This is a genomic window from Acinetobacter sp. FDAARGOS_558 (assembly GCF_003937785.1).
Taxonomy (GTDB): Bacteria; Pseudomonadota; Gammaproteobacteria; order Pseudomonadales; family Moraxellaceae; genus Acinetobacter; species Acinetobacter baumannii.
Map to the genome: position 1 here is coordinate 2,878,289 of NZ_RKJH01000001.1, position 24,883 is coordinate 2,903,171.

25 protein-coding genes are annotated in these 24,883 nt (G+C 40.8%); 18 read left to right on the forward strand and 7 right to left on the reverse strand.

Annotation, left to right across the window (positions count from 1 at the left end; all coding sequences use genetic code 11):
* Positions 1–94: 94 nt before the first annotated feature.
* Complete coding sequence (locus EGT34_RS13810) at positions 95–1,408, forward strand: alpha/beta fold hydrolase (protein WP_001084479.1); 1,314 nt, start codon at positions 95–97, stop codon at positions 1,406–1,408.
* Positions 1,409–1,460: 52 nt separating this feature from the next.
* Here EGT34_RS13810 and EGT34_RS13815 read toward each other — a convergent pair whose 3' ends face one another.
* Entirely contained in the window at positions 1,461–2,303 is an 843-nt protein-coding gene (locus EGT34_RS13815; protein ID WP_000191942.1) for a class I SAM-dependent methyltransferase, read from the reverse strand.
* 325 nt (positions 2,304–2,628) lie between these two features.
* Positions 2,629–3,648 carry a beta-N-acetylhexosaminidase gene (gene nagZ / locus EGT34_RS13820; protein WP_000578583.1) on the reverse strand — a complete coding sequence of 340 codons (1,020 nt, stop codon included), beginning with the start codon at positions 3,646–3,648 and terminating at the stop codon, positions 2,629–2,631.
* 192 nt (positions 3,649–3,840) lie between these two features.
* Here nagZ and EGT34_RS13825 point away from each other — a divergent pair, with 192 nt between their 5' ends.
* From EGT34_RS13825 to EGT34_RS13890, 14 genes are all read left to right on the forward strand, one after another.
* A complete protein-coding gene (locus EGT34_RS13825; protein ID WP_000776302.1) occupies positions 3,841–6,024 on the forward strand; it encodes a carboxy terminal-processing peptidase in 2,184 nt (727 codons plus the stop codon).
* 138 nt (positions 6,025–6,162) lie between these two features.
* Positions 6,163–7,461, forward strand: a complete 1,299-nt coding sequence (locus EGT34_RS13830; RefSeq protein ID WP_086242039.1) for a glycosyltransferase family 4 protein — start codon at positions 6,163–6,165, stop codon at positions 7,459–7,461.
* 24 nt (positions 7,462–7,485) lie between these two features.
* On the forward strand, positions 7,486–8,037 hold the full coding sequence (locus EGT34_RS13835) for a phosphatase PAP2 family protein (protein ID WP_000669565.1): 552 nt from the start codon (positions 7,486–7,488) through the stop codon (positions 8,035–8,037).
* A 99-nt stretch (positions 8,038–8,136) separates the two neighbouring features.
* Entirely contained in the window at positions 8,137–8,337 is a 201-nt protein-coding gene (gene iscX, locus EGT34_RS13840; protein ID WP_000524329.1) for a Fe-S cluster assembly protein IscX, read from the forward strand.
* A gap of 113 nt (positions 8,338–8,450) precedes the next feature.
* Positions 8,451–8,882: a nucleoside-diphosphate kinase gene (gene ndk, locus EGT34_RS13845; RefSeq protein ID WP_000963851.1), complete on the forward strand. Its 432-nt coding sequence runs from the start codon at positions 8,451–8,453 to the stop codon at positions 8,880–8,882.
* A 122-nt stretch (positions 8,883–9,004) separates the two neighbouring features.
* Positions 9,005–10,237 (forward strand): 23S rRNA (adenine(2503)-C(2))-methyltransferase RlmN, encoded by a 1,233-nt coding sequence (rlmN, locus tag EGT34_RS13850; protein ID WP_000093083.1) that lies wholly within the window; start codon positions 9,005–9,007, stop codon positions 10,235–10,237.
* A gap of 15 nt (positions 10,238–10,252) precedes the next feature.
* On the forward strand, positions 10,253–11,053 hold the full coding sequence (gene pilW, locus EGT34_RS13855; protein WP_002027454.1) for a type IV pilus biogenesis/stability protein PilW: 801 nt from the start codon (positions 10,253–10,255) through the stop codon (positions 11,051–11,053).
* A complete protein-coding gene (locus EGT34_RS13860; RefSeq protein ID WP_000405163.1) occupies positions 11,044–11,835 on the forward strand; it encodes a helix-turn-helix domain-containing protein in 792 nt (263 codons plus the stop codon). Before pilW ends, EGT34_RS13860 begins: the two co-directional genes overlap by 10 nt.
* 21 nt (positions 11,836–11,856) lie before the next feature.
* Positions 11,857–12,972 (forward strand): flavodoxin-dependent (E)-4-hydroxy-3-methylbut-2-enyl-diphosphate synthase, encoded by a 1,116-nt coding sequence (gene ispG, locus EGT34_RS13865; protein WP_000572095.1) that lies wholly within the window; start codon positions 11,857–11,859, stop codon positions 12,970–12,972.
* Entirely contained in the window at positions 12,969–14,261 is a 1,293-nt protein-coding gene (gene hisS / locus EGT34_RS13870; protein ID WP_000095264.1) for a histidine--tRNA ligase, read from the forward strand. The genes ispG and hisS overlap by 4 nt, the downstream gene beginning before the upstream one ends.
* A 28-nt stretch (positions 14,262–14,289) precedes the next feature.
* Complete coding sequence (locus EGT34_RS13875) at positions 14,290–14,988, forward strand: YfgM family protein (RefSeq protein WP_000058788.1); 699 nt, start codon at positions 14,290–14,292, stop codon at positions 14,986–14,988.
* The gene (gene bamB / locus EGT34_RS13880; RefSeq protein ID WP_001072119.1) at positions 14,988–16,133 is read left to right on the forward strand and encodes an outer membrane protein assembly factor BamB; all 1,146 of its coding nucleotides are present in this window, start codon (positions 14,988–14,990) and stop codon (positions 16,131–16,133) included. Before EGT34_RS13875 ends, bamB begins: the two co-directional genes overlap by 1 nt.
* 187 nt (positions 16,134–16,320) lie before the next feature.
* Positions 16,321–17,730 (forward strand): ribosome biogenesis GTPase Der, encoded by a 1,410-nt coding sequence (gene der, locus EGT34_RS13885; protein ID WP_000805592.1) that lies wholly within the window; start codon positions 16,321–16,323, stop codon positions 17,728–17,730.
* Between the two features lie 117 nt (positions 17,731–17,847).
* Positions 17,848–18,504 carry a 4'-phosphopantetheinyl transferase family protein gene (locus EGT34_RS13890; RefSeq protein ID WP_001085076.1) on the forward strand — a complete coding sequence of 219 codons (657 nt, stop codon included), beginning with the start codon at positions 17,848–17,850 and terminating at the stop codon, positions 18,502–18,504.
* A gap of 67 nt (positions 18,505–18,571) precedes the next feature.
* On the opposite strand, the gene secB is transcribed toward EGT34_RS13890, so the two are convergent.
* From secB to rsgA, 4 genes are all read right to left on the reverse strand, one after another.
* Positions 18,572–19,030 (reverse strand): protein-export chaperone SecB, encoded by a 459-nt coding sequence (gene secB, locus EGT34_RS13895; RefSeq protein WP_001288260.1) that lies wholly within the window; start codon positions 19,028–19,030, stop codon positions 18,572–18,574.
* A 27-nt stretch (positions 19,031–19,057) separates the two neighbouring features.
* Positions 19,058–19,315, reverse strand: a complete 258-nt coding sequence (gene grxC / locus EGT34_RS13900) for a glutaredoxin 3 (RefSeq protein ID WP_000729828.1) — start codon at positions 19,313–19,315, stop codon at positions 19,058–19,060.
* 11 nt (positions 19,316–19,326) lie between these two features.
* The gene (locus EGT34_RS13905; RefSeq protein ID WP_000443006.1) at positions 19,327–19,743 is read right to left on the reverse strand and encodes a rhodanese-like domain-containing protein; all 417 of its coding nucleotides are present in this window, start codon (positions 19,741–19,743) and stop codon (positions 19,327–19,329) included.
* 97 nt (positions 19,744–19,840) lie between these two features.
* On the reverse strand, positions 19,841–20,899 hold the full coding sequence (gene rsgA, locus EGT34_RS13910) for a ribosome small subunit-dependent GTPase A (RefSeq protein WP_001173996.1): 1,059 nt from the start codon (positions 20,897–20,899) through the stop codon (positions 19,841–19,843).
* A gap of 125 nt (positions 20,900–21,024) precedes the next feature.
* Here rsgA and orn point away from each other — a divergent pair, with 125 nt between their 5' ends.
* From orn to EGT34_RS13925, 3 genes are all read left to right on the forward strand, one after another.
* Positions 21,025–21,591, forward strand: coding sequence for an oligoribonuclease (gene orn, locus EGT34_RS13915; protein WP_000099436.1), 567 nt, complete (start codon positions 21,025–21,027; stop codon positions 21,589–21,591).
* 155 nt (positions 21,592–21,746) lie between these two features.
* Entirely contained in the window at positions 21,747–22,478 is a 732-nt protein-coding gene (locus EGT34_RS13920; RefSeq protein WP_001191562.1) for a Bax inhibitor-1/YccA family membrane protein, read from the forward strand.
* A 136-nt stretch (positions 22,479–22,614) separates the two neighbouring features.
* Positions 22,615–23,418, forward strand: a complete 804-nt coding sequence (locus EGT34_RS13925) for an enoyl-ACP reductase FabI (RefSeq protein WP_031972035.1) — start codon at positions 22,615–22,617, stop codon at positions 23,416–23,418.
* Between the two features lie 69 nt (positions 23,419–23,487).
* Here the strand turns inward: EGT34_RS13925 and EGT34_RS13930 are convergent, their stop codons facing one another.
* Entirely contained in the window at positions 23,488–24,882 is a 1,395-nt protein-coding gene (locus EGT34_RS13930) for an efflux transporter outer membrane subunit (protein ID WP_161401662.1), read from the reverse strand.
* Between the last annotated feature and the right edge of the window lies 1 nt (position 24,883).

Here is a 24,883-nt window from a genome sequence, read left to right on the forward strand (position 1 = left end):
AATACAAATTTTAAAGATTTGTGCATAAAAGATTACGTGTTCAAGAAGGAACTCTTGCAGCATAAAAAAATTACAGCAAGGAGGAAGCAAGGATATGAATTCCATTATTCAAATGGATTCGGAGATAAACCAAGCTTATGCCGGTTTTGGGTTTTTCGATATCTACCATAGAGATAGTTTTAAACAGCCAGCTCGTACCACATGGATTGACGGTTGGAAAATTGAATACATGGCGATTGCAGACCCACAAACGATTCACAAAACACCGATTGTGATTGTTGGCGGTGCTTTTCAAAATTTTAACTCGTATAAATATTGTGTTGAACAACTATTTGAAAGTGGCCCGGTGATTTTAATCGACTTGCCATCTATGGGTGCAAATCAACAAATTACCAATCGAGATACCGGAATTTCTGCTGGAACATTAGAGCTTCCCGATTTGTCAGAAATGTTAGGACGTTGGCTAGATATCGTCGGAATTCAAAAAGTTTCTGTAATGGGAATGTCGTTGGGTTCAGTTGTTGCTTCATGTTTTGCTTATCATCGTCCAGATTTGATGGACCGTATGATTTTAATGGGTGTTATGCAAAAGACCCGTAAAAGCTGGCGGATGATTCTGGAAGAGTCGCTCAAACTCATGCAAGAAAATCGTATGGAAGAGTTTGGGCAAGCGGTAATTTTATATTTGGTGAATCATGCCAAATTAGATAAAACGCGTATGTCGCCTACAGCTAAAAAATTATTTTTTAGGCAAATGGCAGAATTTACGGGTACTGAACGAGAGCGTTATGAAATTAACTGTAATCGCCTTTTGCGTTTAACAGATGTACCTATTCCAGAATGTAAGACACTGATCGCAGCAGGGCAGTACGATAGTTTTACTTTACCTCATGAAAATGCCAATTTTGCTTTGCAATGTCCGGATATGGAATTTGCTCTGATTGCTAACGCCGACCATGTGCCGCAGCTCCAGCGCCGTAAAGAAACTATGAGTTTGTTCACTTCATTTTTGAAGGGTGAATCTATCCAAAATCTGGATGGCATTATTCCAATGACGCGTGAGCAAATGCAAAACATGGAACGCCGAGGTGAAGAGCGTATACCAGTTCTCCAACCTAAAACGAAACTGAGCCACCGTGAATGTGAAACAGAGGTGCCAGTGACGATTGTTGACGTGACTTTCTTTGGGATGTATTTGAAGTTAGATGATGTAGCACAGCTTGAGTTTGTAAATGAATACCCACGTGATTTGGCTTTACATTTAGAAGATGAAGAGGGTGCTTTCTCGATTGAGTGTTTAATCTTTGAAGCTACTGAACAAGGAGTCCGTGCCTTATTTAAACATGGTAGCTTTGAGCTTGCTGACCGTTTAAGCCGCTTCATTGCTCGCCAGAAACAAGCAGCTTAACCTTTATTCTTTTATGATTTGGAAGCCTCAAAACTCACGAGGCTTCCATTTTTTATTTTAATTGAGCATGGATAGTCCAGACTAAGTCGCCTAAATGCTCTTCATCGCTGTCTTTAGAAACTTGTCCAAAGAATATTTGAGGTTGTTCAACGTTAACTTGACTAAAGCCTGCATCTTTAAAAAAGTCTTTCACTTCTAGTGGAGTCTTAAAATGAAAACTAAATGAGCTTCGAGACATAAGTTTAAGTAATTTACTACTGTTCCAGATAATACTTGCAAGTTTATTTTTAACGGGTTCAGGATACAGGTCGGTTAAATAATAAAGCTTTTTAAAGGAAGCACCGTAGTGGGCAATGGATTGGATCAGTTGCTTTAATAAGTCTTTATCAAAATAGTTAATTAAACCTTCACTAATTACAACCAGTGGGCGATTAGAGTCAAAAACTTCAAATGCTTGAGCAAACGCTTCGGTAAATAAATCGACCGATAAAATTTCAGGTGCATTTTTTTCAATTTGTTGTAGTGCATTTTGTTTTGTTTGAGCCATATCGGGCAAATCAAGCTCTCGATAGCTAATGGAAGGATAATGTTGCCTAAACCACCAACCACGTGGTGATAAACCACAAGCAATTTCAAGCACCTGTAAATCAGGGTTTTCTTGAATTAACTTCTCTAAATTATGATCAAGCATGGTATGGCGCTGTTTAAGCGTCGTGCGCATACTGCCGCCCACATATTTCTCTGCCCAAGATTCTAATGGGTGAACTAAATATGCCAACGATTTTCCTTTGCTGGTGGCAAGTGCTTCATGTGAGATCCCCATTTGATACCAGATATAGCCTGTATAGTGGGCTGTAAAAGAAATGTGGCGGTGTTTTGAAAGGTGTTGTGTCATTCGTCCTGAACTCGATTTATTGTTTTTGTGTGATCTTCATTATTAATAACAATGAAGAGGTTCTAATGCATTGATGGTGAATGAACCTGCATGGCGGAGTCCTGTCAATTAGGTTGGCATTCTGGGATGAACTTTCAGTTGGAGTTACTTTTCTTTCGGGAAAAGTAACCAAAACCATTGTCATACGCAAAACCTGTTCACTTTCTGCATCTATCAAATATATTGAAGCAATCAATATCCTTCAGCAGATGAGCAGGTTGCGTATGACTTATCCGCGTATCAGATAGTGAATAGGTTTTTGTAGCCAATTAAAATTTTTACTAACTTAAATCGAATTTTTAAACTCTTCAATGGCTGTTTTGACAGCTTGCCAGTCATTTCCAAGCGATAAAGTTTCACCAACTTGGATTTGTGGAATTCGACCACGCATACGTTCTAAACGCTCTTGATTTGGTAGTTCTAAGTTTGCAATACCATCGAGTGCTGTACATGCTGCACTACGGTCATTACACACTAGCCCCATATCACAGCCTGCTGCCAGAGCTGCTTGAATACGCGCGTCTGCACCCCCAGCGACACAAGCAGCTTGCATGCTTAAGTCATCGGAGAAAAGTACGCCATTAAATTTCAAGCGATTACGAAGGACTTCTTGAATCCAGAAAGGTGAGAAACCTGCCGGATTTGGATCAACCTGATCGTAAATCACATGTGCCGGCATGAGCGCATCTAGCTCAGGCATAAGCTTAATAAAGCTTTGCATGTCATGGTTATAAATTTCGTCATAGCTACGGCTATCGATTGCAGCTGCGACATGTGAATCGGCTTTTACCGAACCGTGACCAGGGAAGTGCTTACCGGTATTCGCCATGCCGGCTTTTTTCATACCGCGCATAAATGCGCCAGCGAGCGGAGCGATATCTTCAATATTTTTAGAGAAGCCACGGTCACCAATTACATCGCTAATTGCATTCAGATCTAAAACTGGCGCAAAACTAAAATCGATCCCCACAGCCAAAACTTCAGTTGCCATTAACCAGCCGCACTGTTCAGCTAATTCAAGTGCTTTTTGAGGTTGAGTGATATAGAGCTCGCCAAAACGGCCCATGGCTGGCAATAACGTAAAGCCAGATTTTAGACGTTGAACGCGACCACCTTCTTGGTCGACAGCAATCAAAATATCTGGGCGAACTTGGCGCATATGGTCGGTTAAAGCACGGACTTGTTGTGGTGATTCAATATTTCGTGCAAATAAAATCATGCCACCGACTTGCGGAGCTTGTAATAGTTCAATATCTTCTTGAGTAAGTTCTGTGCCGGCTATGTCCAGCATCAACGCGCCAATCATATTGGTTCCATTTGAATTTTGATTGAAAAACAATAAGCGAATTTTGCAATGATTTGCTACATTTTGTCAGTACAGAATATGATAAAACTACACGGTATAAACAATTTAGTTGGTTAAGATGTTGAATCTGCTTAGTTCATATCGAAAACAGAGCGTGTAAGATACGAACACCCAAGGAAGTATTAAGAATTTATGAAACTTCAAACTATAGCTTGTGCAGTAGCAATCGCGACTGGCGGTTTATTCTTCTCTCATACGATGAACGAAGCAAGAGCAGCAACCAATACTGCTGCTGTTTCTCAATCGATCCAGCCAACGCAAGAGCAAGCCTTGGTGGCTCGTCAACTGGCAACTTTAGTAGACCGCCAACATTATTTAAATATGCGTCTGGATGCGAACACATCTAACCGTATTCTTGATATGTACTTAGACAGTCTTGATCCGGACCACTCATTATTTTTAGACGCTGAAGTTCAAAACTATAAAAAGCTCTATGGTTCAAATTTTGGTGCTTCATTAAAAGCGGGGAATTTAACTGGGCCATTTGCTATTCACCAGCAATATCGTGAGCGCTTAAAACAGTTTTATGAGTTCATGCTTGCTGAGTTGAAGAAACCACAAAATTTAAAACAGCCAAATACTTTTATTGAAGTAGACCGCGAAAAAGCACCGTATTTTAAAACGTCAGCTGAACAGCAAAATCACTGGCGTAAAATGCTGGTTTCTCAATTAATTAATTTAACGATTAGCCGTGAAGAAGAGCAGGCGAAACAAAAGGCGTTAAAAGAAAACCCTTCACTTGCTGATGGTCAAGATTTAACAGGCCCAGAAGATTTAACGCCAGCTCAGACTTTGACTAAGCGTTATACACGTCAGCTTGAAAGAATTAGTCGTGTGAAAAGCGACGATGTGTTGGATAAAACATTAAATGCAATGTTGGCAACTTATGATCCGCACAGTAACTATTATCCGCCAATTGATGCGATAGAGCTGAACCGCCAAACAACATTACAACTTGAAGGTATTGGGGTATCGATTCGCCCAGAACGTGGTAATGAAGATTACACCAAGATTGAAACCATTGTAGAAGGTGGTCCTGCAAGTAAGTCTGGTCAAGTGAAATCAGGAGACCGAATCGTTGGTGTCGCTCAAGAGGGCGGCAAAATGATCGATGTGGTCGGCTGGTCGAGTTCGGAAATTGTTGGGTTGATTCGTGGTAAGCGCGGTACAAAAGTAACGTTGAAGCTTCTTGGTGCTGGTGCATCAATGAGTCAAGCACGCAATGTGACTTTGGTACGTGATGTTATTCAAGAAGAAGATGCCGGTGTTCGTTCACGTACAGTTGAAGTGACACGTGATGGTAAAAAGCATCTATTAGGTGTGATTGAAATTCCATCGTTCTATTTTGACTATCGTTCACGTCGTGCTGGTCAGCAATATCGCTCAGTTTCTGAAGATACTGCAAATGCGTTTGAGGCATTAAAAGCCAAGAAAGTTGAAGGTATTATTATTGACTTGCGTAATGACCCAGGTGGTTCATTAGAAGAAGTTGCACGTATGCTTGGACAAGTGATTAAGTCAGGTCCAGTTGTGCAAATTCGTGATGGTAATGGCAACGTAAGTGTATTTGAAGACAACGATGGTGGTCAGCAAATCTATACAGGTCCACTCGCTGTATTGGTGAACTTAGCCTCAGCATCTGCAAGTGAAATTTACTCTGCTGCAATTCAAGATTATGAGCGTGGCATTATCATTGGTAGTACAACCACAGGTAAAGGTACAGCTCAGGTCCAACTCGATACTTTGGCATATGGTCAAGCAACCTTAACTCAGCGTAAATTCTACCGTGTAACTGGTGGTAGTACGCAAAACAAAGGTGTAGTGCCAGATATTAAGCTTGTTGATATCTATAACGAAGAGTTTGGTGAGCGTAAATCGAAAAATGCGTTGAAGTGGGATACGATTCCGACTGCACCATTTAAGCGTGAAGGTTCAGTGCAGCCATATGTAGCGAAGCTGTCTCAACTTTCGGAACAACGTGTTGCTGTTGATCCACAGTTTAAGTATTTAAATAAACGTACAGCAATTGCGAAGGTTACGAGTGACCAGAAACAAGTTGTGCTTGATATTGATAAGCGCCGTGCAGAGCTTTTGAGTTTAGAAAAGCAAACTTTAGATGCTGAAAATGAACGTCGTATAGCAACAGGTCAAAAACCTTTCCCTAACTGGGAAAGCTATCAGGCTTCTTTAGATGCTCTAGCTGAATCTCGTGCCAAAATGAAAGCTAATCAACGTCCTGCGTTGCCAGAAGAAGAAACGTTCGTAAATGAAGCTGCGAATGTATTGATGGATTATGCGAAATTGCAGAACCGTTAAGTTCTCTTGTCTGTTTTATGCAAAAGCACGCTGCTCTCAGCGTGCTTTTTTAATTTTTATGTCAGTAAACTGTCATGCATTTATCATCAAAGTGTCAAGAAAGCTGCTTAATCTTTAAGCATGAAAATAAATATACTGATGGATGGCGCTATGCAAGGCTCATACGCGACAGCACTATTAAAACAACAGCAACTTCCTGAAAGCTTCCAATTCTATTTTAAACAAAAACAGCATTTGTCTAATACTCAGGAATTGCACCAACTTCACGAGTTGGTTCGTCCTCGTTTAAAAATTGCGATTGTGACAGAAACATGGCCGCCTGAAATTAATGGTGTAGCACTCTCTTTGTTGCAGTTATGCCAAGGTTTACAGAAACAAGGGCATAAAATTCTACTTGTTCGACCTGAGCAAAAAGCCAAATGTCATGATTTTTTGCCAGAACAAGAATGTCTGGTCATGTCACAAGCGATTCCAAAATATCCAACTTTGCAATTTGGCTGGCCCCAATATTTAAAAGTTTCAAAAGCTTTTGAAAAATTTGTGCCAGATGTCGTACATATTGTGACTGAAGGGCCGTTAGGTTTAACAGCCATGCAAGCTGCAAAAGCCAAAGATATTCCGGTCTCTAGTGGTTTTCATTCGCCGTTTCAAGATTTTAGCAGGTTCTTCGATTTGGCCTTTTTGGTGAAGCCGATTCAAAAATACCTTTGCTGGTTCCATAACAATACTCAAGTGACCTGTGTTCCAAGTAAAGATACGGAAGAGGCTTTACGCGGTTTTGGCATTACATGTCCTCTAGTTGTTGTTGGGCGAGGAGTGGATACTACTCGTTTTTCACCAAAACATCGCTCAGAAAACTTACGCCAGCAATGGGGCGTTGAATCCGATACACGTGTCATGTTGTATGTAGGTCGTTTATCACCGGAAAAAGAAGTCCAACTGATCGTTGAGAGTTATGCAGCTATGCAAAACATTCAGCAACAGAAAACTAAACTGGTTGTGGTGGGAGATGGCCCGGATCTTGCTCGATTAAAAGCACTGCCTGAATCGAAAAATGTTATTTTTACGGGTAGTTTGCGCGGGCACGATTTGGCAGTCGCATATGCAAGTGCCGATGTCTTTGTATTTGCAAGCCAAGTTGAAACGTTTGGTAACGTAGTTTTGGAAGCAATGGCGAGCGGTTTGCCAGTTATCGCGTATGATTATGCATGTGCACACCAGTATTTAATACATGGCGTAAACGGTTGGTTAAGCCCACTTGGGCATAAGAACCATTTTATACAACAAATTTATCAGCTTCCTTCAATACAACAACTTAGAGAAATGGGCATACAAGCCTGTCATAAAGTACAGCAAAGCGGTTGGCAACTTCCGGTACAGCAATTAGAACAGGCATTTTATCAGGTAGTGAAGGAACCCTCGGTGGACTTCACCTAAGTATCCTAAAATAGGAGAACAACCATGAAATTTAAGAATGCAAAAATAAAAATACTCGATCTCGATTTACGAGGCTGCTTATATCTCAATAATTTCTCTCATTCACAGCGTGTGGCATTATTCTTTAAAATTATTAGCCGTGCTGGTGACGGACCTTTTTGGTACCTTATGTTGGCGATTGTATGGGGAATGCAGGGCATCACCTATAGCTTGCAAATTATCTATTTGCTACTTGGTGGTTCGGTTGGAACAGCAATTTATAAATTCTTAAAACATAAAACCACGCGTCCACGTCCTTACCAAGTACATCAGGTGATTGTTCTCGGTGAAAGACCACTCGATCACTTTAGTTTTCCATCAGGTCATACGTTACATGCTGTCATGGTGACAATTGTGTTGGGGTATATCCAACCTGTGCTGCTTGCAGCGATGTTGCCGTTCATGGTACTTGTGGCATTGTCTCGTATGGTACTTGGACTTCACTATCCGAGTGATGTGATTGTGGGCGCACTTATTGGTGCAGCAGTAGCAAGTCTGATTATTTTTGTCGCGCCATTATTGGGCATTGCTTTATAACGAACAGTAATTTTTATCAGCTTAAGCTATCGATTAGGTTTGTGGATTTGCTAAAGTACACAGTTCTTGATTTAGCAGATTAAACAGATAGGAGCCGCTATGGGCTTACGTTGGACAGATACGATTGATATTGCCATTGAATTGTCAGAAGCACATCCAGAAGTTGATCCGCAATGGATTCGTTTTACCGATTTACATGCATGGGTTTGTGCGTTACCAGACTTTAGTGATGACCCAAATAAATCAACCGAAGGATTGCTAGAAGCCATCCAGATGGCTTGGTTGGATGAAGTTCGCTAAAAACAGTAGAAAAAATCGCAACTTTTACACATTCAAAGCTGATTATTGCCTATGACATCGGTATAATGCGGCAAATTTTTTAAAGTTTAAATCTTAAAATAAAGGAGCCACTCATGGCAATTGAACGTACTTTGTCTATCGTAAAGCCAGATGCTGTGTCTAAAAACCACATCGGTGAAATTTTTGCTCGTTTCGAAAAAGCGGGTTTAAAAATTGTTGCGACTAAAATGAAACACCTTTCTCAAGCTGACGCTGAAGGTTTCTATGCAGAGCACAAAGAACGTGGTTTCTTTGGTGACTTAGTTGCATTCATGACTTCTGGTCCAGTTGTTGTATCTGTTCTTGAAGGTGAAAACGCAGTTCTTGCTCACCGTGAAATCTTAGGTGCTACAAACCCTAAAGAAGCGGCTCCTGGTACTATCCGTGCTGATTTCGCTGTAAGCATCGATGAAAATGCTGCTCACGGTTCTGACTCAGTTGCTTCTGCAGAGCGTGAAATTGCTTACTTCTTTGCTGACAACGAGATCTGCCCACGCACTCGTTAATCGAAAGCATTCAAACCAGATAAGTGGTATACTACTTATCTGGTTTTTTTATTCTCTCAAGAGCATATTGTTTGATTCTTGAACAATATATTCTTTTTTTGACATGGTTTAGGTAAATACACATGAGTTCTGCAGTGGTCGTTTCATCTGAAAATCTTGATGGACAGCAGCAATCTTCGTCCACGCCAGCATCGCCTGCTGCCGAAAAAGTGAATTTACTCGGCATGTCACGTGCTGAATTAGAAAAATTCTTTGAAGATATTGGTGAGAAAAAGTTTCGTGCCGGTCAGGTTATGAAATGGATTCATCAATACTTTGTTACTGATTTTGCTGAAATGACCAATATTTCAGGTAAGTTACGTGCAAAGCTTGAACAAATTTGTGAAATTAAAGCTCCTGAAGTGGTACACCGTCATTATTCAAAAGACGGAACACGTAAATGGGTATTTCGCGTAGGTGAAGGTTCTGGCTCTTTAGTAGAAACTGTATTAATTCCTGCCGAAGATAAAACAGGTTCACGCAAAACTTTGTGTATTTCTTCACAAGTGGGCTGCGCATTGGACTGCTCATTTTGTTCAACAGGTAAGCAAGGTTTTCAGCGCGATTTAACGCCAGATGAAATTATTGGGCAACTTTGGATGGCAAACTATTCCTATATGGAAGAAGTGCCTGTTGCTGAGCGCGAGCGTTCAGTGACCAATGTCGTGATGATGGGTATGGGTGAGCCATTGCTCAACTACGATGCCGTATTAAGCTCAATGCACATTATGCTCGATGACTTTGCTTATGGTATGTCAAAACGTCGTGTGACTTTGTCAACGTCAGGTGTTGTGCCAAAAATTGACCAACTTGCGAAAGATATTGATGTTGCTTTAGCAATTTCCCTACATGCGCCAAATGATGAATTGCGTAATGAACTTGTGCCTATTAATAAAAAATATCCATTAGCTCAGTTGATTGCGGCATGTCAGCGTTATATTGCCAAAGATGGTAATGAAAGCGCGCGTAAACATGTGACCATTGAATATGTCATGTTAGATGGTGTGAACGACCAACCTGAACATGCACAGCAGTTGCTTAAATTACTTAAAAACTTACCAAGTAAAATTAACTTGATTCCATTTAATCCGTTCCCTCATGCGCCATATGGACGCTCAAGTCGAAATCGTATCATCTCTTTCCAAAAAACTTTGTCTGATGCAGGATTTGTGTGTACGATTCGTCAAACACGTGGCGATGATATTGATGCCGCATGTGGACAATTGGTCGGCCAAGTTGCTGACCGTACGCGTCGTGCTGAGCAGTGGCAAAAGAAAGTGGCTCAACGACAAGAGATTTTACGTACACAAGGATAATATTGAGGGCAGACTTTGAGTACTCCGAAGTTGAAGATCATGTTATGTATGGGGGTTGCTGTTGCACTTTTGACAAGTGGTTGTCAGACTTCGCAAACGGTTAAAAAGGACCCGGAAAAAGCAGTAAAAGTGCGTACGCAGCTTGCTGCCGAATACATTCGTTCTGGTGACTTGGATTCTGCAAAGCGTTCTCTTGACCAAGCGTTAAGTGTCGATAGTCGTGATGCAACGGCAAATATGATGATGGGTATTTTATTGCAACAAGAAGGCAGTAAACCTAATTTAGAAAAAGCGGAACATTACTTTAAGCGTGCAATTTCGTCTGAACCAGACAATGCTCAGGCACGTAATAATTATGGTACGTATTTGTACCAAATGGAGCGTTATAATGATGCTATTGAGCAATTTCGTATTGCTGGTGCAACATTAGGCTATGATCAACGTTACCAGGCTTTAGAAAATCTGGGGCGAATTTATTTAAAACTAGGCGATATTGCGAGTGCTGAAAAAACATTCAAACAAGCACTTCTTGCTAACCGTGACTCTTACATTTCAATGTTAGAGTTAGCAGAAATTTTTTATTTGCAGCAGCAGATTCCGGCTGCTACACAAATGTATGAACAATATGTTCGTACAGTGGGGCAGAAAAATCAGGGTGCACGCGCACTTTGGATTGGTTTAAGAGTGGCTCGAGCCAATGCGGATAAAATGGGAATGCAAGTTTTAGTAAACCAGTTACGTGCTTTATTCCCGGAAAGTCCAGAATATCAACGTTATTTGCAATTACAGTATAGTACTGAGGCCGTATGGAAATAAATCCTAATTCACAGCAGCCAACTGGCTCAAGCTTACCGACTTCTGCTTTAGGAAATATTCAACGTCCTGGTGAGTATTTACGTCAAATTCGTGTTTCTCAGAAAAAAGAATTAGAGCAAGTATCTTCAGATTTAAATATGCCGCTGAAAACGCTCAATGCGTTAGAGCAAGACGACTATAAATCTTTGCCAGAAGCGACTTTTATCAAAGGCTATTATCGTTCTTATGCGAAGTATTTAAATACTGATGCAACTGCAATTATCCAGCGTTTTGATGAGATTTATGCAAACGATACTGGGCTTTTGCCAAATCATGCTTTAAACAATTCACCAATTAAAATCATGGGTAAATTACCGGGTTCTAATAGTGATCGTAACAAAAAATGGTTAAAGCGCGCACTGCTTGCAATTTTGATTATTGCTGTTGTGTCATTAATTGTGATGGGTGTCCAAAAATGGACCTCAAACAAAGAAGATGCTGAGCTGCCAAAAGCAAATCAGTCTAATGTTGAAGTTTTACCTATGAAAGGGAACACCTCTGCAACAGTGGGTGACCAATTGGTGTTAAACTTTAACCGTCCAACTTCTGTTCATATTGTAGATGCAACAGGGAAGGTTTTAGCGACGGGTCGTCAGGCATCGACTTTAACCTTAAATGGTGAGTCTCCATTCCAGATTCGTCTTGATGATGCAACGGCTGTGTCATTAAGTCTAAACCAAGAACAGATTTCATTGTCTCCATATACGGTAAACGGTAAAGCTGAATTCCGTTTATCCCGCTAATACCATGAGTTGAGCGATACAATGATAGAGAACCCAATTAAACGTCGACCAACACGTAAAATCCGTGTTGGTTCGGTCTATGTCGGTGGCGATGCACCTATTAGTGTGCAAAGTATGACAAATACCGAAACTTGCGATGTTGACGCAACTGTGGCTCAGATTGAGCGTTGTGTTGATGCAGGTGCAGATATTATGCGTGTTTCAGTACCTTCTATGGAAGCTGCTGAAGCCTTTGGCGCAATCCGTAAGCGTGTTTCAGTTCCATTAGTTGCTGATATCCATTTTGACCATAGAATTGCTTTGGCAGTTGCAGATTATGGCGCGGACTGCTTGCGTATTAACCCGGGCAATATCGGTTCAGACCAGAAAGTTCGTGAAGTTGTGGCTGCGGCACGTCATCACGGTATTTCTATGCGTATTGGCGTGAACGCGGGTTCTCTAGAAAAAGATTTACAGAAAAAATATGGCGAGCCTACAGGGCAGGCACTTCTTGAGTCAGCTTTACGTCATATTGATATTCTAGACCGTCTTGACTTCCATGAGTTTAAAGTCAGCGTAAAAGCATCGAATGTGTTTTTAACCATGGATGCTTATCGTTTACTCTCTCAACAAATTGATAATCCATTACACCTTGGAGTGACTGAAGCTGGTATTTACCGTACAGGTACTGTGAAATCAGCGATTGCTCTTGGTGGGTTATTGATGGAAGGCATTGGCGATACGATGCGTATTTCGCTTGCTGCTGAACCTGAAGATGAAATCAAGATCGGTTTTGATATCTTAAAATCGCTTGGCCTACGTTCTAACGGTATTAACTTTATTGCTTGTCCAAGTTGTTCTCGCCAAGAATTTAACGTGATTCAGGTGATGCAGGCTTTAGAAGAGCGTTTAGAAGATATCCGTACACCAATGGACGTTTCGGTTATTGGCTGTAAGGTAAATGGCCCAGGTGAAGCAAAAGAAGCAGATATCGGGGTCGTTGGGGCTGCGCCTCGTTCATTGGTTTATCGTAATGGTGAGAAAAGCCATTTAATTGATACCAATCAATTGGTTGATGAAATCGAAACTATGGTTCGTCAACGTGTCCAAGAGCTTGAAGAAGCTAAATCTAAAGAAATTATTCGTAGTTCATCATGAGTTCAATTGTCGCAATCAAAGGTTTTAACGACGTTTTACCAACGCAAACAGCAGCGTGGAGACGTCTCGAGCAGCATTTAGCATCTTTAATGGATGCTTATGGTTACCAACAAATTCGTTTGCCGATCGTTGAACAAACGGGACTGTTTAAACGTGCTATTGGTGATGCAACCGATATCGTAGAAAAAGAAATGTACACATTCTTCGATAAAGGAAACCCACCTGAGTCACTGACTTTACGTCCGGAAGGAACAGCGGGTTGTGTTCGTGCGTTAGTTGAACATAATTTGTTGCGTGGTGCTACGCCACGTGTGTGGTATATGGGACCTATGTTCCGTTATGAAAAACCACAAAAAGGCCGTTACCGCCAGTTCCACCAGTTTGGTGTGGAAACTTTTGGTGTAGCGACTCCTGATATTGAAGCTGAAGTTATCTTAATGACAGCTCGGTTATGGAAGCGTATGGGCGTTGCACATATGGTTCAACTTGAGCTGAATACTTTAGGTGAAAAAGAAGAGCGTACGGAATATCGTAATGCTTTGGTTGCGTTCTTAAATGAACATAAAGATGCTTTGGATGAAGATTCACAGCGCCGTTTAACAACAAACCCATTACGTATTTTAGATTCTAAAATTGAATCGACTCAGAAAATTCTGGAAAATGCGCCGAAGTTATATGACTTCTTAAAAGAAGACAGTTTAAGCCACTTCCAACAATTGCAAGATTATTTGACTGCTGCAGGCATTAAATTTGTAATTAACCAAAAATTGGTACGTGGTCTAGATTATTACAATAAAACTGTTTTTGAATGGACAACAACTGCACTTGGTTCGCAAGGTACAGTGTGCGGAGGTGGACGTTATGATGGTCTGGTTGGCCAGTTAAAAGGAAAAGCAGATCAGTCTGTACCTGCCGTTGGTTTTGGCATGGGAATGGAGCGTTTATTGCTTCTAATTGAGCAAGTCGAACAAGCTGAAATTGTACGTGACTGTGAAGCTTTCTTGGTTGCAGAGCCTGCTTATCAATCTAAAGCATTAGTTTTGGCAGAACAATTACGTGACCAATTAGAAGCTGCGAATAGTAACATCCGCATTAAAACGGGTTCACAAGGCAGCATGAAGAGTCAGATGAAAAAAGCTGATCAGGCTGGGGCTGTTTACGCCATAATTTTGGGTGAACGTGAGTGGGAAGCACAGCAGCTTGCTGTAAAAGAGTTGGCAACAGCTGAGCAATCACAAGTTGCGTTGGCTGAACTCGTACCATTCTTAATTGAAAAATTTACAAAATAAACTGAAACATCTGGAAAAGGACAATCACATGAGCTTAAGTGATGAAGAACAATTCGACAGCTTAAAGTCGTTCGCCAAAAAATATGGTTCTGCCATGATTAGCGGGATTCTCATTGCATTGATTGCCTTTTTCGGGTGGGAATATTGGCAAAAAAGAAACCTTGCAACGAGTCAGACAGAAACTGCAAAAGTACAGCAGTTAATGGATGAAGCAAATGCAACAGCCGATAATCCAAATGCTTTAGCTTCAATAACAGCTTCGGCAGATAAGATTGTAAAAGACGATATTGATTCAGTTCAGGCGATACAAACTCAATTTGTATTGGCAAAACTTGCATATGAAAAACAAGATTATGCTGCTGCTGAAAAAGCTTTGAAAAAAGTTGAGAATTCAAAAGTAAAAGATGAAGGACTGATTCAGGTTGTAAAATTGCGTTTAGCAGATGCACAATTGGCGCAAAACAAATATGATGAAGCTCTAAAAACCTTGTCTGGTGATGTCGATCCGGCATTTAAAGCAACAGTAGAAGAGTTACGCGGTGATATCTTTGTTGCTAAGAAAGATATTGATTCTGCTAAAAAAGCATATCAAGCTGCATGGGATTCGTTACTGGAACGTAAACAAGAGCGACAAATTTTACAAATTAAACTCGAAAGTGTTGGCGTTTTAGTTGAAGATCCACAGATTGAGCGCCCAATTTTGGAAACACAGGTGGAAGAGTCTTAATGAATCAGAAATTCAAACTGCCTTTGGCAATTGCAATCGCATCGGCTGTATTGGTCGGATGTTCTAGCAACAAAGTAAAAGAAGCAAAACCAAATCCACTACCGAAATTGACTGAGTCAAATAAGAGTTTGGTGCCCGTGTTTTCACGCAGTGTTTCTTCTACGAATAAGGCAGATCCATTACGTTTACAACTTGACGCTAGCGAAGGTGTCGTTTTTACCCTTGATCCTAAAGGTGAAGTTGCTGCATATCGTGGTAAACAACGTCTTTGGGAGAAAAAAGTTAGTAAATTGGGCTTAAGCTCTGGTGTTGAAGCAGCTGAAGGTATTGTTGTTGTTGGTAACAGTAAAGGTCAGTTATTTGCTTTAGATCAGGCAACTGGTGAACAAAAATGGACTGCTCAATTATCTGGTGCTTTATTAAGTCCTTCTTTAGTTCAGTCTGGACGCGTGATTACAATTGCAAATGACGGTACTGTATTTGCACACGATGTATCATCAGGACAACAAGTTTGGGCATACAAATTGCCAAATGTTCAGTTCAGTTTACGTGGTCAGCCATCGCCAGTGAGTCTTGACCCTCGTACTGTTTTAATTGCTTCTGCAAATGCATATGTTTATGCAATTGATACGATTAGTGGTATTCCGCGCTTCCAACGTCGTGTTGCAGTAAGTGAAGGGCGTTCTGATATTCAGCGTTTAATTGACATTGATGGTGATCCGGTTGTTGCGGGTCAACTCATGGTAACAACTAGTTTCCAAGGCCAAGTAACTGTTACTGATCTTGCTTCTCAACGTGTGGTTTGGAGTGAAGATTCAAGTAGCACCAAGCGTCCAGAAGTTTATGATAATAAAGTGTTTGTTTCGTCAACTGATGGCAAGCTTACTGCTTATGACTTAACAACAGGCGAACAGCTTTGGCAAAATGATAGTCTCTTAAACCGTCATTTAAGTAATCCTGTCGTCTTGGGATCGGACCTTATTGTTGGTGATTTGGATGGTGTTTTACACCTAATCGACCCGACAACAGGTAAGTTGATTGGTCGTTCTAAAACAAGTGGTGAGGTCAATACATTACGTGTGATTGAGAATCAGCTCTATGTTTCGACTCGAAAAGGCGATTTAAGTATTTGGCAGAATCGTTAATTTTGTTCGCTTGTGCTAAAATAGCCGCTTAACAAATTACGCTGTTAAAAATATCGGGGTGTTTGAATTAAATCAGTTCAAAGCCCCGTCTTTTATTATGGTCATATCTGACCTTAAAATATATCTCCTGTACTGTTTCTAATGCTCATGCCATGAGATATGGCTGGTCTTGAATTAAGGTTATTGTATGAAACCCGTTATTGCGCTCATTGGTCGTCCGAATGTCGGAAAATCAACGTTATTTAACCAGATTACCAAGAGTCGTGATGCACTTGTAGCCGACTTCGCGGGTTTGACTCGTGACCGTAAATATGGTGATGCGACTTATCAAAATAAGTCTTTCATTGTTGTTGATACTGGTGGTATTGGTGAAAGTGAAGGCGGTATCGATAACTACATGGCCGAGCAGTCGAAAACAGCCATCAATGAAGCAGATATTATTATTTTTGTAGTTGATGCGCGTGCTGGATTGTTAGCTTCCGATGAGCAAATTGCACGTGAATTACGTACTTTAGGCAAGAAAATTTATCTTGTTGCCAATAAGGTTGATGGTGTTCATGCTGAAGCTGCTTTGGTTGAGTTCTACAAGCTTGGTATGGGTGAACCATTACAAGTTGCAGCGAGCCATGGCCGTGGTGTACAACAAATGCTTGAGGATGTACTTCAAGATATTCCAGAAGATGAAAATCCTGAAGAGCATGACAAAGATACCGGATTGCGTCTAGCAATTATTGGTCGTCCGAACGTAGGTAAATCAACGTTAGTAAATCGCTTACTTGGTGAAGACCGTGTGGTAGCGTTTGACCAACCGGGTACAACTCGTGACTCTATTTATATTCCGTTCGAGCGTGAAGGTCGTAAGTACACTTTAATTGATACAGCAGGTGTACGCCGTAAAGGTAAAGTTGATGAAATGATTGAGAAATTCTCAATTGTGAAGACTTTACAAGCGATGAAAGACGCACATGTGGTGGTGGTTGTAGTTGACGCCCGTGAAGGTATTGTTGAGCAAGACTTACATTTAATTGGCTATGCGCTGGAAGCTGGGCGTGCCATGGTCATTGCGATCAATAAATGGGACAACATGAGTGAATACGACCGCAAGCAGTGTAAGCTTGATGTTGAGCGCCGTTTTGACTTTATTCCTTGGGCTCGAATTCACCTTATTTCTGCTCTACATGGTACTGGGGTGGGTGAGTTATACCCATCAATTCACCGTGCTTATGAGTCTGCAAACTTAAAGGTATCTCCTGCGAAATTGACGCAGATTTTGAATGATGCAACTGATCAGCATCAGCCGCCGACAGTTCAAGGTCGTCGTATTAAAATGCGTTATGCGCACATGGGTGGACAAAATCCACCGACTATTGTGATTCACGGTAACAAGGTGGATAAGACTCCTGCAGATTACCGCCGTTATTTAGAGAATGTGTTCCGTAAGGTTTATAAGCTTGAAGGTACACCAGTTAAAATTGAATTTAAGACTTCTGAAAACCCGTTTGAAGGCCGTAAGAGTCAGGTCGATGAGCGTACAGCTGCACGTCGTCGTCGTTATATTCAGAAATTCAAAAAAGCAGAAAAGAAATTTAAACGTTAATCTGTTTTTAATTGAAAAAGCCCAAAGTCTTCTTTGGGCTTTTTATTGTATTGTCTAATCAGGTATCAGTAAGGTTTTAATGCTAGCAGTGAATTATGGATGGTTCGGATTAATAAAATGAATAGTAAACATGTGGACATTTATATAGGAAAACTCAATGATTTTTTAAATCGAAAACAACACGACTTTCCCGACTTTCGTACATTTAATGAGTATAAAAAACAACAAATAAAGAGTGTCAGAAATAGATTGATTGCAGAGAAACTACGACTCACTTCAATGGAATTGGAGTTTGCCAAGCATGAACATGGCAAACCTTATTTATTGAATCACACTTTGCATTTTAATCACTCACATAGCCAACAATACTACGCTTTAGCCATGAGCGAAAATGTTAAAGATATTGGTATAGATGTTGAAGAGCTTGATCGTAAAGTACGTCTGGATAGTCTGGCACAACATGCTTTTCATCCTGATGAATATGCAACGTGGCAAAGTCTAGAACAAGATAGAGAATATTGGTTTAAAGTCTGGACGACTAAAGAAGCTGTTTTAAAAGCATCGGGTCTGGGTATACGTTTAGATTTAAATACCTTAAACACCCAAGCACATCCTACAAATCAGGGCGGATTATGTTCGCATGAGCTTATTGGGACATTTGCCTACCAAAACTTTGTGTTCGGTAATATGATCTTAACAGTCGCATGGCGTTCAGAACAATCATGCCGTGGATTCCAGTTTCCTTCTATTCAGATTCATTCACTTGACCGTTAAATCTAAATTACTCCCATAAAAAAACCGCGAATTACGCGGTTTTTTGAGTTTAGGGTAAGCTATAAAATTAAGCTTGACCTTCAACAGCAGCAGCTTGAGCACGTTGCATGTTTGCTTCGAACTCTGCATCAAAGTTGATTGGAGTAAGAAGTAACTGTGGGAAGCTACCTTTTGTTACTAAGTCGTTTACTGCTTCACGTAAGAACGGGAACAAAATGTTCGGGCAATATGCACCTAAAATGTAAGGTAAACGGTCTTCTTCGATATTATCGATTAAGAAAATACCAGATTGAGTTACATCTACGATGAACGCTGTTTCATTGTCGTTATTGGCTTGAACCACAACTTTTAAAGATACTTCAAAGTGAGTTGGGTCAATCTTTTCAGCAGCTGAAGAAAGATTGATGTTAAGTTCAGGTTGCCATTGTTTAGTGAAAACTTGTGCCCCTGGAACCTCAAAAGAAATATCTTTTGTATAAATACGCTCTAAAGCTAATTGTGGTTGAACTTGTTGTTCTTCGCTCATTGTTTTTTCCTTAATATGGATGCGATGTTAAGCCAATAATTCGTCGAGTTTACCTTCACGCTCTAAAGCATAAAGTTGGTCAAAACCACCGATAAACTGATCATTAATAAAAATTTGTGGAACAGTGCGATGATTTGTACGTTGCATTAATTCAGCACGTACTTCTGGCGCTTCAACAGAAAGATTTACTTCTTTGTAAGCAACACCTTTACGCTCAAGTAATTGTTTCGCGCGAACGCAGTACGGGCATACAGAAGTTGAGTAAACAATGACATTTGCTGCCATAACAATTCTCCTTAAGCTTTTGGTTTGCTTTTAACGAGAGGTAAGCCTTGAGCTTTCCAGTTACTGATACCACCATCAAGGCGATAGCTGTCATGGTGAGCGACTTTCTGTAAAGCGCTACCAGCAACTTGCCCTAGGTTACAGATAAATACCAATGGACGGTCACTTGCTTTTAATTCATCAGCATGACTTGCAATTTGGCTATAAGGAATATTGCGGCTACCACTAATGTGACCTTCGCGGAAGTCTTTGCTATCGCGTAAGTCAATCAAAAGAGCATTTTTCGCTTTCACTAAAATACCAAGCGACTGTGGAGAAATTTTACGACCGTTACGTTGACCTTCAAAAATGAAGAACAATACGATCAAGACTCCGAGTGTACCAAACAAAATGGGGTGATTCCCCATAAACTCTAACCAGCGTTCCACAAGTCACCTAAAAAAATTAAAAACAAAATTGACCTAGAGTATAGCGTATATAGATGGTGATCAAAATCACCACTTCAAGGGCAAATGGGGTAGAAAATTAGTTTTTTTGCTGCGCTTCTTGAATCTCATCGATTAAACGTAAAAAGCTGTCTAGGCGGCGTGGTAAAATTTCACCTGCTTCAACAGCTTGTTTTAAGCCACAGTTCTTTTCATGAGTATGAGTGCAATTACGGAACTGACACGAACCTAAATGTGCTTCGATTTCAGGGAAGCCCATACGAATTTTATCTAAATCGAGATGCCAAAGCCCAAACTCGCGAATTCCCGGTGAATCAATCAAGGCGCCATTTCTACCAAAGTTGATTAAACGAGTAGAAGTCGTGGTGTGCTGTCCAAGTGCTGAGTTTTCAGAAATGATATTGGTTTTTTGTTCAGCATCTGGAATGAGCACATTAATAAGTGAGCTTTTCCCAACCCCTGACTGACCTACAAAAGCTACTGTCTCGCCATCAAGACGCTGGGACAATGCTGAGATGTCACCTTTAGAATGACAAATCATGACTTCATAGCCTAAATTTTCATACTCTTTGAGCATGTCGAGAATCGGGTCATTTTCAGTGAGTAAATCTGATTTATTAAGCACTAAAAGAGCCGGAATATTCGCATCTGCACATGCCACTAAGTAGCGGTCAATCAAAGTAGGTGCCGGTTCTGGCAGTGGGGCAAAAACAATAACGATTAAGCTGATATTCGCAGCTACAGGTTTTACTTTGTGATAGCGATCCGGGCGTGTAAGTAAAGATGTACGTGGATGAATTGCGGTAATAATCCCTAAACCTGTATTAGGGTCAGCTTGCCACTTCACTCGGTCACCAGTGACCAGTAATTCAAGGTTTGTACGGGTGTGACAGCGCCAAACGCTATTTAATTCAATGGGTTTCCAAAACGGTTCTGGTTCGCCTTCAGCGATTTGCGGTTTTTCTGGGTGATGATCGGGTACAGAAAGTGCCTGTACTTCAAGTTGACGTCCATAGTGCTGTACAACCAGCCCATCTAGATCTTGTGAAGTATCGACTTCTTCTTGGCGAGTTTTATGCTGTTTTTCAATACGACGTTGCTGTTGCTCAGTTAAACGACGCTTACGAATTAGAGCCATTCATATCCCAAAAAAACCATTGTTTGAAGACCGCAAAAATAGCACGAAGCTGGTATGGAATTACAGCGCAGAAGCAAGAAATTTGCTACTATTGATGTTTTTACGGCACTTTAGAACGTACATTCATGAGCAGTACTTTAAATACACGATTAATTTGGATTGATCTGGAAATGACAGGTTTAGATACCGACAACGACCAGATTATTGAAATTGCAACAATTATTACAGATGATCATTTAAATGTACTTGCCGAAGGCCCGGTTTTGGCTATTCATCAACCTGATCGTATTTTAAATGCAATGGATGAGTGGAATACGCGTCAGCACGGCCAGTCAGGTTTAATTGAACGAGTTCGTCGTAGTAAATTGACCGCTCGTGATGCTGAGTTACAGACTTTAGAATTTCTAAAAAAATGGGTAAATCCAAAAGTTTCACCAATGTGTGGTAACTCGATTTGTCAGGATCGCCGTTTCTTACATCGTCTTATGCCTGAACTAGAGCAGTATTTCCACTACCGTAATCTTGACGTATCTACAGTAAAAGAACTCTCAAAACGCTGGCGTCCTGAAATTATGAGTGGTCTGAAAAAAAATGCATCACATTTGGCGATGGATGACATTCGTGATTCCATTTCTGAGCTTAAGTATTACCGTGAATACTTCTTTATTATGAATACTGACGGTAAAGATTGATTAAGTTATTCAAGTAAGACGAAAGGGAGCGAAAGCTCCCTTTTTTATTGTTTAAAGGACATTGTTACAATAATGCCAAGTGGGAATTTGGCTTTCATATTCATTTTGCTTAAAATGATGTTTTAAGTTTATTTATTATAAAAAAGAGAGCATTTATGCAAAGTAATAACCCGATACTGACACGCGTTGAAACGGTCAGTGACTATAGTCAACCGATGACCGTGCAAGGTGCGATTCAAAAATCTGTGATGTTGACCATCATTGCTGCTGCAGTGGGTGTCGCTTTATTTTTCTATGCAGCCTTTACTGCAAATGTTGGTATTGCTTATGCGGCTTCAATTGTGGGTGCAATTGGCGGCTTGGTTTTAGCTTTAATTACGACTTTTAAACCAACGACTGCACCAACTTTAGCAATTCCTTATGCTTTATTTGAAGGGGCTTTCTTAGGTGGTATTTCTTTTACTTTCCAGTTGAAATATCCGGGCGTTCCTCTTCAAGCTTTATTGGCAACTTTCGTCACGACTTTGGTGATGTTTGGTCTATATAAGTTTCAAATCATACGCGCAACTGAAAAGTTCAAATCAGTTGTAATCTCTGCATCTTTGGCGATCTTTATTGTATTTATCGTGCAGATGGTGATGCGTTTAGCGTTTGGCTCAAGCATTCCTTATATTTTTGAAAGCAACTGGTTAGGTATTGGTTTTGCTGCTTTTGTTGCAGTGATTGCTTCACTGAACCTAATTTTAGATTTTGATTTGATCGAAACCAATGCAGCATATCGTGCACCAAAATTCATGGAATGGTTGTGTGGTATTGCCTTACTTGCAACTTTAGTATGGATGTATATCTCGTTCTTACGTTTGCTTGGCTTATTGTCTGACGACTAAAAATGAGTTGGTAAAAAGTCGCTCCTAAATCGGAGCGATTTTTTTTCGTGCGATTTTTGAAAAAAGATGCATTATGCAATTTCGAAAAACGTTGAATATTGGCATTATGCTGAAAATTGTTTTGAGTGAGATCGGCATGACACAAGGACTTTTAGCAGGTAAACGCTTTTTGATTGCAGGCGTTGCTAGTAAATTATCAATTGCTTATGGTATTGCACAAGCATTACACCGTGAAGGTGCTGAGCTTGCATTTACTTATCCAAACGAAAAATTAAAAAAACGTGTAGATGAGTTTGCTGAGCAATTCGGTTCTAAGCTTGTGTTTCCATGTGATGTTGCCGTTGATGCTGAAATTGATAATGCATTTGCGGAACTTGCAAAACATTGGGACGGCGTAGACGGTGTTGTGCACTCAATCGGCTTTGCACCTGCGCACACGCTTGATGGTGACTTCACTGAAGTGACTGACCGTGACGGTTTTAAAATTGCTCATGACATTAGCGCATACAGCTTTATTGCAATGGCACGTGCTGCAAAACCTTTATTACAAGCTCGCCAAGGTTGTTTATTAACTTTGACTTACCAAGGTTCTGAGCGCGTTATGCCTAACTACAACGTAATGGGTATGGCAAAAGCATCTTTAGAAGCTGGCGTTCGTTACTTGGCATCAAGTTTGGGTGTTGACGGTATCCGTGTAAACGCGATTTCTGCGGGTCCAATCCGTACTTTGGCTGCTTCTGGTATTAAATCTTTCCGTAAAATGCTAGATGCTAACGAAAAAGTTGCGCCGTTAAAGCGTAACGTAACCATTGAAGAAGTGGGTAACGCAGCTTTATTCCTATGCTCACCTTGGGCTTCAGGTATTACTGGTGAAATTCTATATGTAGATGCTGGTTTCAATACTGTAGGTATGAGCCAATCTATGATGGATGATGAATAAGTCTTAAGATTTATTCAGACATAAAAAAAGCCGTAGTTGAAGGACTACGGCTTTTTTACTGGGCGCAAGTTATTGCGGCAGTTCTTTTACAGGCGAACCACCTAATGCCTGCATAAGGGTGACATAAGCGTTGTATTGGCTTTGTTTGGTTTCAACAAGACTCAAGCGCGCAGTACGTGTAGTTTGCTGTGCATCAAGAAGTGTTTTTAACGCAACAGCGCCATAACGGTAGCGGACTTCAGTTAAACGTTCAGTTTTTTCTGCAAGTTCGACATTACGCTCTTGTAAAGCTACTTGTTTGTCGAGTTCTGTACGACTCGACAACGCGTTTTCTACATCAGCAAAAGCCTGATAAAGCGTTTGGCGATATTGAATAATCGCTTTTTCATAATCTAGGTTGCTAATCGCGATATCTTTTTTCATATCGTTATATTGCAAAAACGGTAAGCTTAAACTCGCTCCAAGCGTAAGGGCAGGGTTACGTAATAACTCCGTTAAAGATGTACTGCTTGAACCTAAACTACTGGTTAAGCTAATTGACGGGTAGTAGCTTGCTTTAGTTGCATCTTTAGTTGCTAGTGCTTTTCTCAAGCGAAGCTCAGCTGCTTGCAAGTCTGGGCGACGTGACAAAATATCCGCTGGTAAACCCGCACCAATAGCAGGCAGCGCTGTACGTGGTAAACGCTGTGGCTCTTGAATATTGAGTTGCTGTACTGGCTCATGCAATAACACAGCAATGGCTGTACGCGTTTCAACAAGCTGTTGCTCAATCTGGCTTAAACTTGCTTTTTGGCTTTGAACAGACTGCTCGGCTTGCGTAAGGTCTAATCCTGAAACTGCACCTGCTTTATACTGAGTTTGAACTAACTGATAAAGCTTTTGTGAAGTGGCTAAGCTTTGCTGTGCAGTTGCATACCGTTCATTTAAATAACCAAGTTGCCAGTAGAGTTTCGCAGTAGTGGCAATTAGACTTTGACCAGTAGCTTGAAGATCTTGTTCGGTTGCTAACGCTTCCCATTTACTTGCTTCAGTTTGACGAGCAAGCTTGCCAAACAAATCAAGTTCATAGCTCACCCCAGCACTCATTGATAAACCTTTCGCACTGTCATCTCCCGAATTTAAGTCGAAAGAATGCCCTGTAGAAACACTAGAGCTGGTCCGTAAGCCTTGTTTATTCGCGGTTAAATCAGCTTGCAAGCGTGCTTGCTGGAGTGTGATTCCCGCAACAGCCAAATCACTATTGCGCTCTAAAACATTAGTTACGAGTTGGTTGAGCTGTGTATCTCCAAACAATGTCCACCAACGGTCAGAATATTGCTCAACCGATGCTGTTTTAGCTTTAGCCTTATCGTACTGAAAACTGCCCGGAACTTGTACAGCTGGTGCTTGGTAAGGTGTTTTTACTACAGCGGCACATCCCACAAGAGAACTAGTGAGGAGAAGTGCTGCGCTAAGTTTAGTCATA

Bases quoted from the DNA above. Each gene is read 5' to 3' on its own strand.
- EGT34_RS13920 (WP_001191562.1), top strand. From the start codon at position 21,747: ATGCAAAGTAATAACCCGATACTGACACGCGTTGAAACGGTCAGTGAC.
- hisS (WP_000095264.1), top strand. From the start codon at position 12,969: ATGAGTTCAATTGTCGCAATCAAAGGTTTTAACGACGTTTTACCAACG.
- rlmN (WP_000093083.1), top strand. From the start codon at position 9,005: ATGAGTTCTGCAGTGGTCGTTTCATCTGAAAATCTTGATGGACAGCAG.
- secB (WP_001288260.1), bottom strand. From the start codon at position 19,030: ATGAGCGAAGAACAACAAGTTCAACCACAATTAGCTTTAGAGCGTATT.
- EGT34_RS13835 (WP_000669565.1), top strand. From the start codon at position 7,486: ATGAAATTTAAGAATGCAAAAATAAAAATACTCGATCTCGATTTACGA.
- EGT34_RS13860 (WP_000405163.1), top strand. From the start codon at position 11,044: ATGGAAATAAATCCTAATTCACAGCAGCCAACTGGCTCAAGCTTACCG.
- rsgA (WP_001173996.1), bottom strand. From the start codon at position 20,899: ATGGCTCTAATTCGTAAGCGTCGTTTAACTGAGCAACAGCAACGTCGT.
- EGT34_RS13810 (WP_001084479.1), top strand. From the start codon at position 95: ATGAATTCCATTATTCAAATGGATTCGGAGATAAACCAAGCTTATGCC.
- iscX (WP_000524329.1), top strand. From the start codon at position 8,137: ATGGGCTTACGTTGGACAGATACGATTGATATTGCCATTGAATTGTCA.
- EGT34_RS13815 (WP_000191942.1), bottom strand. From the start codon at position 2,303: ATGACACAACACCTTTCAAAACACCGCCACATTTCTTTTACAGCCCAC.
- orn (WP_000099436.1), top strand. From the start codon at position 21,025: ATGAGCAGTACTTTAAATACACGATTAATTTGGATTGATCTGGAAATG.
- bamB (WP_001072119.1), top strand. From the start codon at position 14,988: ATGAATCAGAAATTCAAACTGCCTTTGGCAATTGCAATCGCATCGGCT.
- EGT34_RS13825 (WP_000776302.1), top strand. From the start codon at position 3,841: ATGAAACTTCAAACTATAGCTTGTGCAGTAGCAATCGCGACTGGCGGT.
- ispG (WP_000572095.1), top strand. From the start codon at position 11,857: ATGATAGAGAACCCAATTAAACGTCGACCAACACGTAAAATCCGTGTT.
- EGT34_RS13930 (WP_161401662.1), bottom strand. From the start codon at position 24,882: ATGACTAAACTTAGCGCAGCACTTCTCCTCACTAGTTCTCTTGTGGGA.
- EGT34_RS13875 (WP_000058788.1), top strand. From the start codon at position 14,290: ATGAGCTTAAGTGATGAAGAACAATTCGACAGCTTAAAGTCGTTCGCC.
- EGT34_RS13890 (WP_001085076.1), top strand. From the start codon at position 17,848: ATGAATAGTAAACATGTGGACATTTATATAGGAAAACTCAATGATTTT.
- EGT34_RS13830 (WP_086242039.1), top strand. From the start codon at position 6,163: ATGGATGGCGCTATGCAAGGCTCATACGCGACAGCACTATTAAAACAA.
- nagZ (WP_000578583.1), bottom strand. From the start codon at position 3,648: ATGATTGGCGCGTTGATGCTGGACATAGCCGGCACAGAACTTACTCAA.
- EGT34_RS13925 (WP_031972035.1), top strand. From the start codon at position 22,615: ATGACACAAGGACTTTTAGCAGGTAAACGCTTTTTGATTGCAGGCGTT.
- ndk (WP_000963851.1), top strand. From the start codon at position 8,451: ATGGCAATTGAACGTACTTTGTCTATCGTAAAGCCAGATGCTGTGTCT.
- grxC (WP_000729828.1), bottom strand. From the start codon at position 19,315: ATGGCAGCAAATGTCATTGTTTACTCAACTTCTGTATGCCCGTACTGC.
- der (WP_000805592.1), top strand. From the start codon at position 16,321: ATGAAACCCGTTATTGCGCTCATTGGTCGTCCGAATGTCGGAAAATCA.